This is a genomic window from Acidovorax sp. ST3, assembly GCF_003231145.1.
Classification (GTDB): Bacteria; Pseudomonadota; Gammaproteobacteria; order Burkholderiales; family Burkholderiaceae_C; genus Acidovorax.
In genome coordinates, this window is sequence record NZ_QKVP01000003.1 from 715,060 (window position 1) to 730,045 (window position 14,986).

Consider the following 14,986-nt stretch of genomic DNA (forward strand, 5'->3'; position numbering starts at 1 on the left):
CAGCGGGCCCCCATGGGGGCGTGATTCGGTCGGGTCTCCCTCCATTTTGCCGCGCGCCAGGGCCTGCCTGGCGCCCTGCCCCGCATGTCCCTGCGCTGCGCTCCGACACCCGGGCCAAATCAGGCCACTTTACAAACAGGAAATGTGCGCCCCCCACAATGCGCCGAACTTTCCACCCCCACGCCCCAAGCCCCACGCCCATGAACGATGCCGCGTTGTCCCTGTTGTGCCCGAGCCTGTCTGCGCCGTCCCCTGCCGATCCCGTGTCAGGCCGCGCCGCCCGCCCCGCCCTGGGGGCCTTGCCGTCCCGGGGAGCGTTGCTGGGGCTGCTGCTGATCGCAGGCATCCTGGCAGGCTGCAGCAAACCCAACGAGGCCCCTGCACCGGCCAAGGCCGCCCCAGAAGTGGGCGTGGTCACGCTCAAGCAGCAAAGCCAGCAGCTCGAAGCCGCGCTGCCGGGCCGTACCCGCGCCTCGCTCACGGCCGAGGTCCGGCCCCAGGTGTCGGGCATCCTGCAAAAGCGTCTGTTCACCGAAGGCGCGCTGGTGCGCCAGGGCCAGCCGCTGTACCAGATCGACGACGCCTCGCTGCGCGCCACCGAGGCCAGCGCGCAGGCCGCCCTGGCCAAGGCCGAGGCCACCGCGCGCACCCAGGAGGCCACGGCCAAGCGCAATGCCGAGCTGGTGAAGATCGACGCCATCAGCCAGCAGGCGTTTGAAGAAAGCCAGGCCGCCGCCGCCCAGTCGCGCTCCGACGTGGCAGTGGCCCAGGCCAACCTGGCCACGGCGCGCATCAACCTCAAGTACAGCCGCATCGAGGCCCCGATCAGCGGACGCATCAGCCTGTCCAACGTCACGCCGGGGGCGCTGGTCACAGCCAACCAGGCCGACGCGTTGACCTCCATCGTCCAGCTCGACCCGATGTACGTGGACTTCACCCAGTCCACCACCGAGCTGATGCAGCTGCAGCGGGACTGGGACGCAGGCCGATTCCAGAAGGTCGAGGGCGACAAGATCCCCGTGCGCATCCGCCTGGACGACGGCACCGAGTACGCGCAGCGCGGCCAGCTGCAGTTTGCGGGCGTGATCGTGAACGCCACCACCGGCACCGTCACGCTGCGCGCCGTGGTGCCCAACCCCAAGGGCACGCTGATGCCCGGCATGTATGTGCAGGCGCTGCTGCCCACCGGCCTCGCGCCCGAAGCCCTGCTGGTGCCCCAGCAGGCTGTGACTCGCGACCTCACCGGCAAGCCCAGCGTGCTGGTGGTCAAGGACGGTGATGTGGTGGAAAAGCGCCCCATCAGCATCGACCGTGCCGTGGGCAACCAGTGGCTGCTGCAGGGCGGGCTGGCTGCGGGCGAGCGCGTGGTGGTCGAGGGTTTCCAACGCGTCAAACCCGGCGACAAGGTGCGCGCGGTAGAGGTGGACCCGAAGGCCCCCGCCAAGGGCCGCAAGGGCGCCCCTGGCGCTGACGCACCCGCCGCCGCCGGTGCCGCGCCCGCGTCAGCCCCCGCTTCCAATCCCGCTCCGGCAGCCTCCCGCTGAGCACGAAGGACGCAGCACATGGCTCAGTTCTTCATCAACCGGCCCATCTTTGCGTGGGTCATCGCCATCATCATCATGCTGGGCGGCGCGCTGTCCATCGTCACGCTGCCACTGGAGCAGTACCCCGACATCGCTCCGCCGCGCGTGACCATCGGCTCGCAATACACCGGGGCCTCGGCCGAGACGGTGGAGAACTCGGTCACGCAGATCATCGAGCAGCAGCTCAAGGGCATCGACAACATGCTCTACATGAGCTCGACCTCGGACGCCTCGGGCCGCTCGCGCACCACGCTCACCTTTGCGCCCGGCACCAACATCGACGTGGCGCAGGTGCAGGTGCAGAACAAGCTGCAGGCCGCCACCAACCGCTTGCCCGACGCCGTCAAGAGCCGGGGCGTGTTCGTGAACAAGGGCGGGCAGGACTTCCTGGTCACCTACAGCTTCTTCTCCAAGGACCCGTCGATGAGCGCCGTGGACATCGGCGACTTTCTGACCAGCAGTCTGGTGGATGTGATCGGCCGTATCGACGGTGTCGGTGACGTGACCGTGTTCGGCACCAACTACGCCATGCGCATCTGGATGGACCCGGCCAAGATGGAGAAGTACGCGCTGATGCCGTCGGACCTGGTCAACGCGCTCAACGCCCAGAACGCCCAGGTGTCTGCCGGCCAGCTGGGCGCCCTGCCGGCAGTGTCCGACCAACAGCTCAACGCCACCATCACCGCCCGCACCAAGCTCAAGACCGTGGAGCAGTTCGAAGCCATCGTGCTCAAGTCGGCGCTCGATGGCTCGGTGGTGACCATCAAGGACGTGGCCCGTGTGGAGTTGGGCGCCGAGAACCTGACCGTGAAGGCCAAGCTCAACGGCATGCCCGGCGCAGGCATGGGCATCGTGCTGGCCGACGGCGCCAACGCCATGCAGGTGGCCGACGCCATCACCGCCAAGCTGGCCGAGCTGAAGCCCTACTTCCCCAACCAGATCGACTACTTCGTCAGCTCGGACTCCACGCCCTTCGTGCGCGCCTCCATCAAGGAAGTGGTCAGCGCGCTGGGCGAGGCCATGATCCTGGTGGTGATCGTGATGTTCGTGTTTTTGCAGAACTTCCGCGCCACGCTGATCCCCGCCATTGCCGTGCCCGTGGTGCTGCTGGGCACCTTTGGGGTGCTGTCACTGGCGGGGTATTCGATCAACACGCTGACCATGTTTGCCATGGTGCTGGCCATCGGCCTGCTGGTGGACGATGCGATCGTGGTGGTCGAGAACGTCGAGCGCGTGATGCACGAGACCGGCCAATCGGCCAAAGAGGCCACCCGCCAGTCCATGCGCGAGATCACGCCCGCTCTGGTGGGTATCGGGGTCACGCTGTCGGCGGTGTTTGTGCCCATGGCGTTCTTTGGCGGCTCCACGGGCGTGATCTATCGGCAGTTCTCGATCACCATCGTGGCGGCCATGGCGCTGTCGGTGTTTGTGGCGCTGACCCTCACCCCGGCGCTGTGCGCCACACTGCTCAAGCCTGCAGCCGCATCGGCTGGGCATGACCGGCTGATCCGGCGCGGCCTGCTGGGCCTGAACGACCGGTTCTTCCGCTGGTTCAACCACCACTTCGATGCCACTGCGGCACGCTACCAGGGCACGGTGGCCTACACCCTGCGCCGCACCAAGCGCATGGCGCTGATCTTTCTGGCCGTTTGTGGCGTGGTTTGGCTGCTCATGGCGCGCCTGCCCACCTCCTTCCTGCCCGACGAAGACCAGGGCTTTCTGTACGTGAACGTGAACCTGCCCTCGGGCGCCGCCGATGCGCGGCTGCAGAGCGTGCTGGACCAGGTGCGCGACTACTTTGCACAGCAACCCGATGTGCTGAGCTTCTACCAGGTCTCGGGCATCAACGGCGACCAGGCCTCGGCACGCGGCTTTGTGCGCCTCAAGCCCTGGGAAGACCGCACGCTGCCCAACCAGGCGGCCGCGCAGATTGCCTACAAGGCCACGCGCGACCTGGCCTCCATCCGTGATGCGCGGGTGCTGGTCGTCATGCCCCCCGCCGTGCGGGGTCTGGGCTCCAGCTCGGGCTTCAACTTCGTGATCAAGGACATGAACGGCCTGGGCCACCAGGCGCTGCTGGCGGCCACCAACACCTTCCTGACCGAAGCGCGCAAACGGCCCGAGCTGACCAACCTGCGCATGACCAATCTGGAGGACGCCAGCGAGCTGCGCCTGGAGATCGACGACCGCAAGGCCGCCGCGCTCGGACTGTCCTACAACGACATCAACAGCGTGCTCTCCAGCGCCATTGGCGGCACCTACGTGAACGACTTCCTGAACAACGAGCGGGTCAAGCGCGTGTACATCCAGGGCGACGCGCCAGCGCGCATGCTGCCGCAGGACGTGGCGCGCTGGAGCGTGCGCAACAGCAAGGGCGAGATGGTGCCGTTTGGCGCGTTCTCGACCAGCTACTGGGCCTACGGCTCGCCGCAGCTGCTGCGCTACAACGGCAACCCGGCCTACGAGCTGGAAGGCCGCGCGGCACCGGGCGTGAGCTCGGGCGCAGCCATGAAGGTCGTGGAAGACATCCTGCGCACGCTGCCCCCGGGCATCGGTTACGAATGGACGGGCGCTTCGCTGCAAGAGCGGCAGTCAGGGGCCCAGGCCCCCATGCTGTACGCGATCTCGATCCTGTTCGTGTTCCTGTGCCTGGCAGCCCTGTACGAGAGCTGGACCGTGCCACTGTCGGTGATCCTGGCCGTTCCGCTGGGGGTGGTGGGCGCGCTTGCGGCCACTTACACCCGGGGCCTGACCAACGACGTGTACTTTCAGGTGGGGCTGCTGACCACCGTGGGGCTGGCGTCCAAAAACGCGATCCTGATCGTCGAGTTTGCGGTGCAGCTGCAGGAGCAGGGCAAGAACCTGTTCGACGCCATCGTGGCCGCCGTGCGCCTGCGGCTGCGGCCCATCCTGATGACGTCGCTGGCCTTTGGTTTCGGGGTGATCCCGCTGGCCATCGGCACCGGCGCGGGTGCAGGCGGGCGGGTGGCCATCGGTACCGCCGTGCTGGGCGGCATGCTGGCTTCCACGGTACTGGGCATCTTCCTAGTGCCGGTGTTCTTCCTGCTCATCCGCCGCTGGTTCAAGAGCCGGTCGCGCAACGAGGACAACGCCCCGCCGCCCGCAGCCAGCACCCCACCGCACTCTATACAGGAGAGCGCAGCATGACGCGCCCACCCTTGTCGCCACGTCGCCAGCGTCAGCCTGCCGCCATCGCTGCGGCCCTGGCCACCGCCGCACTGCTCACAGGCTGCAACCTGGCCCCTACTCACCAGACCCCTGCCCTGCCCGTGCCCGACACCGTGGGCACGACCGGCGGACAGCCCGCCGTAGCCAGCGACGCCAGCGTGCAAGCGGCAGCTGCGCTGGGCTGGGTGCAGGCCCAGCCGCTGCGTGATGTCATTGCCCTGGCGCTGTCCAACAACCGCGACCTGCGCGTAGCCATCGAGGCCATCGAGCGGGCCCGCGCCCAGTACGGCATCACCCGGGCCGACCTGTTGCCCAGCGTCACCGCGCAGGCGCAAGCCAGCCGCGCACGCACCGCCGCCGGCATGAGCAGCGCCACCGCGCCTGCACAAGTGGCTACGCAGTACACAGCCCAACTGGGCTTTGCCAGCTACGAAATCGACTTCTGGGGCCGCGTGCGCAACCTGAACGAGGCGGCGCTGCAGCAATTTCTGCAGAGCCAGCAGAACCAGCGCAACATCCAGACGGGCCTGATTGCCGATGTGGCCAACGCCTGGCTCACCCTGGCCGCCGATGAGGCCCGGCTGCAACTGGCGCGCGACACCCTGGCCAGCCGCGAGAAGGCCTATGCGCTGACCGAACGCATCCACGCCATCGGCTCCACATCGGGGCTGGTGCTGGCCCAGGCGCAGACCACGGTGGACGCCGCACGCGGCGATGTGGCGACCTACCTGGCGCAGGTGGAACGCGACCGCAACGCCCTGCAACTGCTGGTGGGCGGCCCGGTGCCTGCAGCCCTCTGGCCCACTGCCAGCACGCTGCGTGCAGACGCGCAGGCCCCGGCGGCCTTGCAGCCCGTGCCCGTGCCGCTGGCCTCCAACGTGCTGCTCGCCCGGCCCGACATACAGGCCGCCGAAAACGCCCTGCGCGCCGCCGAGGCGAACATCGGCGCTGCGCGGGCGGCCCTGTTCCCCACCATCAGCCTCACGGCCAACGTAGGCACCGGCAGCCGCGAGCTGGACGGCCTGTTTGGCGCGGGCAGCGGCACCTGGAGCTTTGTACCGCTGGTCCGCCTGCCCATCTTCGACGCCGGCCGCAACCGCGCCTACGTGCAGGTGGCCGAGGCCAACCAGCGCATCGCGGTGGCCCAGTACGAGAAGGCCGTGCAGACCGCGTTCCGCGAGACCGCCGATGTGCTGGCCGACCGCGCGCAATGGGATGAACGCATCGCCGCGCAGACGCGGCTGGTGGCCTCCACCCAGAAGGCGTTCGACCTGTCGGAGGCCCGATTCAAGGCCGGGGTGGACAACTACCTCACGGTGCTGGATGCACAACGCAGCCTGTATGCGGCGCAGCAGACCCTCATCGGCCTGCGCCAGGCCGAGCAGGTCAACCGCGTGACGCTGTGGAAGGTGCTGGGAGGCACCCCGGACGCCGGTTGACGGCGAGCGGGTGGCGTTGGGCCTGCGGGGTCAGCCCGCGCGCTTGGTCAACAAGGCGTTGGCCGCGCGTGAGTTGGGCTTGCGGTCCAGAAAGCCGCTGATGTAGGCGCCTGCGTCGATGAGCAGGTCGAGATCGATGCCGGTCTCAATGCCCATGCCCTGCAGCATGTAGACCACATCTTCGGTGGCCACGTTGCCCGTAGCGCCCTTGGCATACGGGCAGCCGCCCAGCCCGGCCACGGACGACTGGAAATTCCACACGCCCAGCTCCAGCGCGGCCAGCGTGTTCGACAGTGCCTGGCCGTAGGTGTCGTGGAAGTGTCCCGACACTTCATCGATGCCAAAGTGCTGCAGCGTCGCCTCCAGCGCCTTTTGCACCTTGCGCGGCGTGCCCACGCCAATGGTGTCGGCCACATCCACGCGCTGCACGCCAATGCCTTTGAGCAGGCCCGCCAGGTACGCCACGCGCTCGGGCGCAATGTCGCCCTCGTACGGGCAGCCCACGGTGCAGCTCATGGCTCCGCGCACGCGTATGCCTGCGGCCAACGCGGCCTCTACCACTGGGGCAAAGCGCTCAATGCTTTCGGCAATGCTGCAGTTGATGTTGCGCTGGCTGAAGGCCTCGCTGGCGGAGCCGAAGACGACGATCTCGTCGGGCTTGTCGAGCACGGCCGCCTCAAAGCCCTTGAGGTTGGGCGTGAGCACCGAGTACGCCACGCCTGGCTGGCGGGTTATGCCCGCCATCACCTCGTGGTTGTCGGCCATCTGCGGCACCCACTTGGGGCTGACGTAGCTGGTGACTTCGATCTCTTGCAGGCCCGCTTGCTGCAGGCGGTGCACCAGCTCGATCTTGACAGCGGCAGGCACCGGGGTCTTTTCGTTCTGCAGGCCGTCGCGGGGGCCAACGTCGATGAGGCGAACGCGGGAGGGAATGCTCATGGGGCTACCAAATGGGGATCAAGGAATGCCGCCATTGTCTCGCCAGCGCCGCCACAGAGCCACCTCATATCGTGCCAGACCATACGCCGGACGCGCCATCAGCCAGCCTGGGCGCCATCGCCCTCAACCTCTTGCCGCAGCAGCGCCACCATGGCCTGCGCCGCTAGCGACAGCGGCCGGCCGCGCAACGTGATCAGCCCGATGGGCCGGTGCAGCACGGGCGCCTTGAGCGCGCGCGTCACCACCTCGGGCCTGCGCACCACCTGGGCAGCCAGCTCGGGCAGCGCGCTCACCCCCAGCCCCGCCGCCACCATGGCCGCGATGGTGGCCAGGTGCTCCACCTCGTAGTGGGGTTCAAAGCGGATGCGGTGCGTCAGCAGGGCCTCTTGTGCGTACTGCCGCACGCTGGTGCCTGCGGGCATGGAGATGTGGGGCAGCTCGGCCACATCGGCCCAGGCAATGGCTCCCCGCCCACGGGCCAAGGGGTGCGTACGCGGCATCAGCAGCACAAACCGGTCGGACACCAGCGGGGTGTAGTCCAGGTCCGCATAGGCGGGGTTGGCGGCGGTGAGGGCAAAGTCCACCCGCCCGGCGCGCACGATGTCAAACGCCGGGCCTGCCAAGCTGTCGATCAGCTCCATCTGCACGCCCGGGTGCTGCGCGGCAAACCGGGCAAAGGCCCGTGGCACGGCCCCGGCTGCGAGCGACGGCAGCGCCGCCAGCGCCACGCGGCCCACCTGCAGCTGCGCCACCTCTTGCACACGGCGCACGGTCTCCTCCATCTGATGGCGCAGAAAACGCGCCTGCTCGGCAAACACCTCACCCGCCAGCGTGAGCTGCACGGTGCGCGTGGTGCGCTCGAACAGGCGCACATCCAGCATTTCCTCCAGCCGCGCCACCGTGCCGGACACCGCCGACTGCGACAGGTGCATCTGCAAGGCTGTGCGCCGAAAGCTCAGCGTCTCGGCCAGCGACAGGAACACATCCACCTCGCGGGCGGACCAATTGATCTTCATAGCCGATCAGTCTATCGAAAAAGACGTCTGGACCGCGCAATGAACGCTCCCTAGACTGCATTGCACGTAAGCACGCTCAGCAAGAAACAGGAGACACGATGGAAACAAGTTCGCCTCGCAACGCACGCACCGTGGTGGTGGGCGGAGGAACCATGGGGGCCGATGTGGCCGTGGTTCTGGCGCGCGGGGGCGCCCACGTCACGGTGGTTGACCCGCACACCGACCGCCGCAACCGGCTGCTGCCCCACATCGCCCAAGAGCTGGCCACTGCCGGCCAGGCTCACCATGCAGGCCCGGTGCAGGTGTGCGCATCGCTGCAGGAGGTGGACTGGACCGGCGTGGGGCTGGTGGTCGAATGCATCACCGAGCAGCTGGCCGCCAAGCAGCAACTGTTTGCCGAGCTGGAGGCCATCGCGCCCGCCAATGCCGTACTAGCCAGCAACAGCTCGGGCTTTCCCATCAGCGCCATCGCCCAGGGGCTGGCCACGGCGCAGCGCATGCTGGGCCTGCACTTCTTCATGCCCGCCCACCTGGTGCCGCTGGTGGAAGTGGTGCTGGGCGAGCGCAGCGACCCGGCCCTGGGCACCTGGCTGCATGCCTTCATGCGCGGCTGCGGCAGCGTGCCAGTGCTGGTCAAGAAAGACAAGCCAGGCTTTCTAGCCAACCGCATGCAGCATGCCCTCTCGCGCGAGGCGTTTGCCCTCATCGACGAAGGCATTGCCTCGCCCGAAGACGTGGACGCCGCCGTGCGCTTTGGCTTTGGCTTCCGCTTTCTGGCGGCGGGGCCGGTGCTGCAGCGCGACCATGCGGGCATTGAGGTGCACACCGCCGCCGCAGCCACTATGTACCCAACCCTCGCCAACACCGACATACCCGCCCAGGCCCTGCGCGACAAGGTGGCCCAAGGCCAGCTCGGCATGAAGACGGGCAAGGGATTTTTCGACTGGCCCGAAGACCGCAAGCAGGCCGAGCGCGCGCGTTACGACACGCTGCTGCGCCAAGGCCTGGCGCTGTTGGCCAGCGAGCTGCCCACCATCGAGCCCCCTGCCGACGCGCCCCCCCATACCGGAGATCGTTCATGACCGCCTCGCCCACATCACCCACGACTCCCAGCCAGTGGGCCGACCCGCTGATCGTGACCGTGGCCCCCAACGGCGCGTACAAACAGCCCGCCGACCACCCGGCTGTGCCCATCACCCCCGCCACGCTGGCCACCACGGCCAAGGCCTGCCTGGATGCGGGCGCGGCCATGCTGCACATGCACATCCGCGACGCACAAGGCCGCCACAGCCTGGATGTGGAGGGCTACCGCGAGGCCCAGCGCGTGGTGCGCCAGGCCGTGGGCGATGCCATGGTCCTCCAGATCACCAGCGAAGCCGCAGGCGTGTACCAGGCCCCGGCGCAGATCGCGATGGTGGAGGCGTTGCAGCCCGAGGCCGTCTCCATCGGACTGCGCGAGGTGGACAAGCCCGAGATCGGCGACGCGGGGCTGCAGCGCTTCTTCACCGGCCTGGCCCAGCGCCACACCATGGTGCAGGTCATCCTGTACGACGTGGCCGACCTGCGCCGCTGGCAAGCCTTGCGCGCCAGTGGCGTGGTGCCGGATGCGCCGTGGTTCCTGCTGTTTGTGCTGGGCCGCTACAGCGCGGGCCAGACCTCCAGCCCGCGCGACTTGCTGCCGTTTCTGAACGCCCATGCGGGCAACGAGCCCTGGGCCGTGTGCGCCTTCGGCGCCGCAGAGAACGCCTGCGTGGCCGCAGCCGCCGTGTTTGGCGGCCACGCCCGCGTGGGGTTTGAAAACAACCTGCTGTGCAAGGACGGCAGCGTTGCACCCGACAACGCCGCACTGGTGCGCCAGGCGGTGGAAGCGGCTCAGGCGCTGGGCCGCCCGCTGGCCACCGCCGCCGACATCTGGCAGCGCTTTGGTGCTTCTTGAGAGTCCTCTTTCCCTTCTTCCATCGACATCAACCCGCAACAGACGGGCCTTATCCATCCCCACAGGAGACAGACATGCACCACCGCCTCATTTCCTCTTCCACGCGCCGCGCCGTGCTGCACGCAGCCTTGGGCGTCCCCCTGGCCTTGGGTCTGGCAGGGCAGGCCGCCGCACAGTCGGCCGCTACCGCGTTCCCCAGCAAGACCATCCGCTTTGTGGTGCCCTACCCGCCCGGCGGCCCCACCGACCTGATGGCCCGCATGCTTCAACCTGAGCTGCAAAGCCGCCTGGGCGTGCCTGTGGTGGTGGACAACAAGGGCGGCGCGGGTGGCAACACGGGCAGCGCAGAAGTCGCGAAGCAGGCTCCCGCTGACGGCCATACGCTGCTGCTGGCGGCCAGTGGTCCGATGGCGGTGAACCCCTCGCTCTACGCCAGCATGCCGTTCAACCCGCTGACCGATCTGGCGCCAGTAATCCAGCTGTCGGCCTTTCCGCTGGTGCTGGAAGTGCACCCCTCGCTGGGCGTCAAAACCCTGGCCGAATTTCTGGCCCTGGCCAAGGCGGGCAAGCCGGTGCTCAGCTTTGCGTCGGCCGGCAACGGCACACCGCAGCATCTGGCAGGGGAGCTGTTCAACACCATGGCAGGCGTGAAGATGGGGCACATCCCCTACCGGGGCGCAGGCCCGGCGCTCAACGATCTGATCGGTGGGCAGGTGAACGTGATGTTCGACATCGTCGGCAGCTCGCTGCCCCACATCCAAGCGGGCAAGCTGATCCCGCTGGCGGTCACGTCCAGCGAGCGCGCCAAGGTCCTGCCCAACGTGCCCACGATGGCCGAGGCCGGTATTGCGGGCTACCAGATCACGGGCTGGCACGGCATTGCCGTGCGCGCGGGTACCCCGCAAGCCACCATCGACAAGCTCAACGCCACCGTGAACGCGATCTTCAAGGACCCCGCCTTCCGCACCAAATGGGAAGCCATCGGCACGCCGGTGGTGGCGGGCAACGCCGCCGACTTTGGCGCGCTGATCAAAGCCGACGCGCAGCGGCTGGGCAAGCTGGTGCGCGATGCGGGCGTGACGGTGGATTGAGCACCGGGCGGCGGGGACATTGACTCAGTAGCCGCGCCCCGGGTTCACCACCCCGGCCACCGCCTCGCCCCGCTCCAGCGCCACCATCTTGCGCGCGATCTGGGCGATGCTTTCATCGCGCAACGTGCGCGCAGAGGTGTGCGGCGTGACGGTGATGCGGGGGTGCTTCCAGAACGGGTGGCCCGCAGGCAGCGGCTCGGTACGGAACACATCCAGCGTGGCACCCGCCACATGGCCGCTGTCAATGGCGGCAAGCAAATCCTCGTCCACCAGATGCGCTCCGCGCGCCACGTTGATGACATAGGCGCCGGGCTGCAGCCGGGCCAGCGTGTCCTTGTTGATCACGTCGGTGGTGTCGGGTGTGAGGGGCAGCAGATTGACCAGCACACGGCTTGCGGCCAGAAAATCGTTGAACTGATCCGCCCCCGCAAACGCGCGCACACCCTCGATGGCCTTGGGGCTGCGGCTCCAGCCGTTGATCGGAAAGTCAAACTGCGCCAGCGCCTTGGCCACACGCTCGCCCAGAACACCCAGGCCCATCACGCCGATGGGGTAGTCGCTGCGCAGGCGCGGCTTACGGTAGCCCCAGCGCCCAGCGGCCGTGTCGGCCTCGTAGCCGTCCAACTCGCGGAAGTGACGGATGACGGCGTGGCACACATATTCGGCCATCTGCACGGCCATGCCCGCATCGTCCAGCCGCACCACCAGGGCCTGGGGCGGCAGGCGCAGCTTGAGCAGGGCATCCACCCCCGCACCGATGTTGAACAGTGCCTTGAGCGCGGGCTGCTCGTCCATGAACTGCTGGGGCGGGGCCCAGACGACGGCGTAGTCGGCCTGGGGAGCGCCGGGCTGCCACACAGAAATCTCAGCGCCGGGCAGCGCGGCGGAAAAGCCCTGGAGCCAGGGCTCGGGCTTGGCGTCAGTACAGCAAAAGGTGATTTTCATGGGCCCCGAGCGTAGCCGCATTGCGCACCCCGCGCTGTCACGCACGGGGTGCCCTGATGGGGCTTACGCCTTCTCGGCCACCACGAGCTTGAGCAGCTCGGCCCCTTCAGTTACCTGGTCGCCAGGTGCGTACAGCAGCTCCTGCACCACGCCGTCAGCGGGCGCTGCAATCGTGTGCTCCATCTTCATGGCTTCCATCACTGCCAGCGGCTGGCCCTTGGTCACGGCATCGCCCGCCTTCACGGCAAATGACACGACCTTGCCAGGCATGGGCGCCGTCAGGCGCCCGCCTTCGGCAGCCGACTCGCCCGAATGGGCCAGCAGGTCGATGGACGTGATCTGGGTGGCGCCCAGCGGGGTGAAGACATGGTCCACCTCACCCTGTGCATACACAGCGGCGCGCGTGCGCTGGCCGGCAAACTGCAGCTCGATGCCCCCGGGAATGGCCGCAAACACCAGCGGACCGGCCACGGCAGCGTCGCCCTCACCGACGGCAAGATGCAGGCTGCCGCCGCGTTCGTACGTTAGCCAGGCCTTGGCATGTGCACCACCAAAATCGAACTCGAACCGGCGCCGCACCACACCATGGGTGTGGAAGCCGTCGCGGCGGCTGAACGGGTCGGCGGCTTCGCTGGCACGCTCTTGCAGCAGGGTCTGGGCAATGGCGGCAGCTGCAGCCAGCGGCAGGCCGACCGGCTCCTGGTGGAACAGCACGGCCTGCTCGCGTTGGATCAGGGCGGTGTCTAGCTTGGCCTGCGCGAATGCTGCCGTCTTCGCCACGCGGCGCAAGAACTGCACGTTGGTGGCCAGGCCCACGATGTGGGTCTGCGCCAGCGCTTCATCCAGCCGCGCCAGCGCCTGCTCGCGCGTGTCGCCGTGCACGATGAGCTTGGCCACCATGGAGTCGTAGAACGGGCTGATCGCATCGCCCTGGCGCACGCCGGAATCGACGCGGACCGCGACGCCTGTGTCGCTCACATTCGCGCGTTCGAAAGTCACGCACTCGGGCAGCGCATACACATTGAGCGCTCCGGTGGCGGGCAGGAAGTTGTTGTCGGGGTTCTCGGCACAGATGCGCGCCTCGATGGCGTGGCCGGTGATGCGCAGGTCTTCCTGCTTCAGCGGCAGCGGTTCGCCCGACGCCACGCGCAGCTGCCACTCCACCAGGTCCAGGCCGGTGATGGCTTCTGTCACGGGGTGTTCCACCTGCAGGCGGGTGTTCATCTCCATGAAGTAGAACTTCATCTGCTCGGGCGCGTCGTAGCCGCCGGGCTGCTCGACGATGAACTCCACCGTGCCCGCGCCCACGTAGTTCACGGCGCGTGCGGCCGCCACGGCGGCCTCGCCCATGCGGGCGCGCAGCTCGGGTGTCATGCCGGGGGCGGGGGCCTCCTCCAGCACCTTCTGGTGGCGGCGCTGCACCGAGCAGTCGCGCTCGAACAGGTACACGCAGTTGCCGTGCGTGTCGCCGAACACCTGGATCTCGATGTGGCGCGGGCGCTGCACGTACTTTTCGACCAGCACTGCGTCATCACCAAAGCTGTTGATGGCCTCGCGCTTGCAGGAGTCGAGCGCAGCGGCGAAGTCCTCGGCCTTGTCCACCGCGCGCATGCCCTTGCCACCGCCACCAGCGCTGGCCTTGATGAGCACGGGGTAGCCAATGCGGTCGGCCTCGCGTTGCAACATGGCGGGGTCTTGATCAGCGCCGTGGTAGCCCGGCACCAGGGGCACCTGGGCCTGCTCCATCAGGCGCTTGGACTCGGCCTTGAGCCCCATGGCGTTGATCGCGCTGGCGGGCGGGCCGATGAAGACCAGGCCCGCGTCGGCGCAGGCCTTAGCAAAGTCTTCGTTCTCGCTCAGAAAGCCGTAGCCGGGGTGAATCGCCTGGGCGCCCGTGGCCTTGGCCGCATCGATGATGCGCTCCCAGCGCAGATAGCTGTCCTTGGGAGCACTACCACCGATGTGCACGGCCTCGTCGCAGACGGCCACATGCTTGGCGCTGGCGTCGGCATCGGAGTACACGGCGACGGTTTTCACGCCCAGGCGTTTGGCGGTGGCCGCGACACGGCAGGCAATCTCACCGCGGTTTGCAATCAGGATTTTGTTGAACATGTTTAAGCCACCTTGGCAGAACCAGAAAAGATAGAAGACAAGCGCCGCACTACGGCGCGCAGAAACTTGAACAGCACCACCAGCAGCAGCACCGACACTGCCACCATCACCACCAGCGCCACACCAAAGGCCACCGGGTGCTGCGTGGCCAGCCACACCACGGCCACCACCAGGCCGTCTTCAAAGAACGACAGCCCCCAGTTGGAAAACGGCTCGGGCGAGGTGTTCACTGCCGCCCGTGTGGTCATCTTGGTGGCCAACGCGGTGGCCGAGAGCGATCCGCCCAGCAGCCCCGCCAGCACGGCCAGGGTGGCGTTGTCGGCGCCGAACACGCCAAAGGCCAGGGCCGCACCCGCAGGCACGCGGATGAAGGCGTGCAGGGCGTCCCAGGCGCTGTCCACCCACGGCACCTTGTCGGCAAAAAACTCCACCATCAGCAGCACGCCGCTCACGATCAGCACAAGAGGGTTCTGCAGCACGGCCAAGCCGGGAGGCAATGGCATCCAGCCCAGCACGCCCATCATTCCCACCAGGAACACCACGGCATACAAGCGAAAGCCGCTGGCCCAGCCCAGCGCGGCGGCCAAAGCCAGCAGGCTGGGCATGTCGAGCTTCGCGGTCGCCGTGGCAGCCGCATCGCCCACAGCACGCGCGGTACCGCCATCCACATGCAGCCCCAGCGTGTGGAGCCACTGCACGATGTTGAACCAGAGGGTGTCCATGGCCTGCAGTTACC

Annotated in this window: 11 protein-coding genes; 6 read left to right on the forward strand and 5 right to left on the reverse strand. The window is 67.9% G+C overall.

Annotated features, from left to right (window positions below; genetic code table 11):
- Window positions 1-200: 200 nt before the first annotated feature.
- Genes DNK89_RS12490 through DNK89_RS12500 form a run of 3 tightly spaced genes read left to right on the forward strand, consistent with a single transcriptional unit; the run spans window position 201 to window position 6,211 of the window.
- Window positions 201-1,544 (forward strand): efflux RND transporter periplasmic adaptor subunit, encoded by a 1,344-nt coding sequence (locus DNK89_RS12490; protein ID WP_110960333.1) that lies wholly within the window; start codon window positions 201-203, stop codon window positions 1,542-1,544.
- 18 nt (window positions 1,545-1,562) lie between these two features.
- Window positions 1,563-4,751 (forward strand): efflux RND transporter permease subunit, encoded by a 3,189-nt coding sequence (locus DNK89_RS12495; protein WP_110960334.1) that lies wholly within the window; start codon window positions 1,563-1,565, stop codon window positions 4,749-4,751.
- Window positions 4,748-6,211 (forward strand): efflux transporter outer membrane subunit, encoded by a 1,464-nt coding sequence (locus tag DNK89_RS12500; RefSeq protein WP_110960335.1) that lies wholly within the window; start codon window positions 4,748-4,750, stop codon window positions 6,209-6,211. Before DNK89_RS12495 ends, DNK89_RS12500 begins: the two co-directional genes overlap by 4 nt.
- A 30-nt stretch (window positions 6,212-6,241) precedes the next feature.
- Here the strand turns inward: DNK89_RS12500 and DNK89_RS12505 are convergent, their stop codons facing one another.
- Together DNK89_RS12505 and DNK89_RS12510 are read right to left on the reverse strand one after the other, a co-directional pair.
- Window positions 6,242-7,150 (reverse strand): hydroxymethylglutaryl-CoA lyase, encoded by a 909-nt coding sequence (locus tag DNK89_RS12505; protein ID WP_110960336.1) that lies wholly within the window; start codon window positions 7,148-7,150, stop codon window positions 6,242-6,244.
- 98 nt (window positions 7,151-7,248) lie between these two features.
- Window positions 7,249-8,166: a LysR family transcriptional regulator gene (locus tag DNK89_RS12510; protein WP_110960337.1), complete on the reverse strand. Its 918-nt coding sequence runs from the start codon at window positions 8,164-8,166 to the stop codon at window positions 7,249-7,251.
- Between the two features lie 98 nt (window positions 8,167-8,264).
- On the opposite strand from DNK89_RS12510, the gene DNK89_RS12515 reads away from it, so the two are divergent.
- From DNK89_RS12515 to DNK89_RS12525, 3 genes are all read left to right on the forward strand, one after another.
- Window positions 8,265-9,248, forward strand: a complete 984-nt coding sequence (locus tag DNK89_RS12515) for a 3-hydroxyacyl-CoA dehydrogenase family protein (protein ID WP_110960338.1) — start codon at window positions 8,265-8,267, stop codon at window positions 9,246-9,248.
- Complete coding sequence (locus DNK89_RS12520) at window positions 9,245-10,102, forward strand: 3-keto-5-aminohexanoate cleavage protein (RefSeq protein WP_110960339.1); 858 nt, start codon at window positions 9,245-9,247, stop codon at window positions 10,100-10,102. The genes DNK89_RS12515 and DNK89_RS12520 overlap by 4 nt, the downstream gene beginning before the upstream one ends.
- Window positions 10,103-10,176: 74 nt before the next feature.
- The gene (locus tag DNK89_RS12525; RefSeq protein WP_110960340.1) at window positions 10,177-11,193 is read left to right on the forward strand and encodes a tripartite tricarboxylate transporter substrate binding protein; all 1,017 of its coding nucleotides are present in this window, start codon (window positions 10,177-10,179) and stop codon (window positions 11,191-11,193) included.
- 24 nt (window positions 11,194-11,217) lie between these two features.
- On the opposite strand, the gene DNK89_RS12530 is transcribed toward DNK89_RS12525, so the two are convergent.
- From DNK89_RS12530 to DNK89_RS12540, 3 genes are all read right to left on the reverse strand, one after another.
- On the reverse strand, window positions 11,218-12,138 hold the full coding sequence (locus tag DNK89_RS12530; RefSeq protein ID WP_110960341.1) for a glyoxylate/hydroxypyruvate reductase A: 921 nt from the start codon (window positions 12,136-12,138) through the stop codon (window positions 11,218-11,220).
- A 63-nt stretch (window positions 12,139-12,201) separates the two neighbouring features.
- A complete protein-coding gene (locus DNK89_RS12535) occupies window positions 12,202-14,250 on the reverse strand; it encodes an acetyl/propionyl/methylcrotonyl-CoA carboxylase subunit alpha (RefSeq protein ID WP_110960342.1) in 2,049 nt (682 codons plus the stop codon).
- A gap of 2 nt (window positions 14,251-14,252) precedes the next feature.
- Window positions 14,253-14,972: a DUF4126 domain-containing protein gene (locus DNK89_RS12540; RefSeq protein ID WP_110960343.1), complete on the reverse strand. Its 720-nt coding sequence runs from the start codon at window positions 14,970-14,972 to the stop codon at window positions 14,253-14,255.
- Window positions 14,973-14,986: the final 14 nt, after the last annotated feature.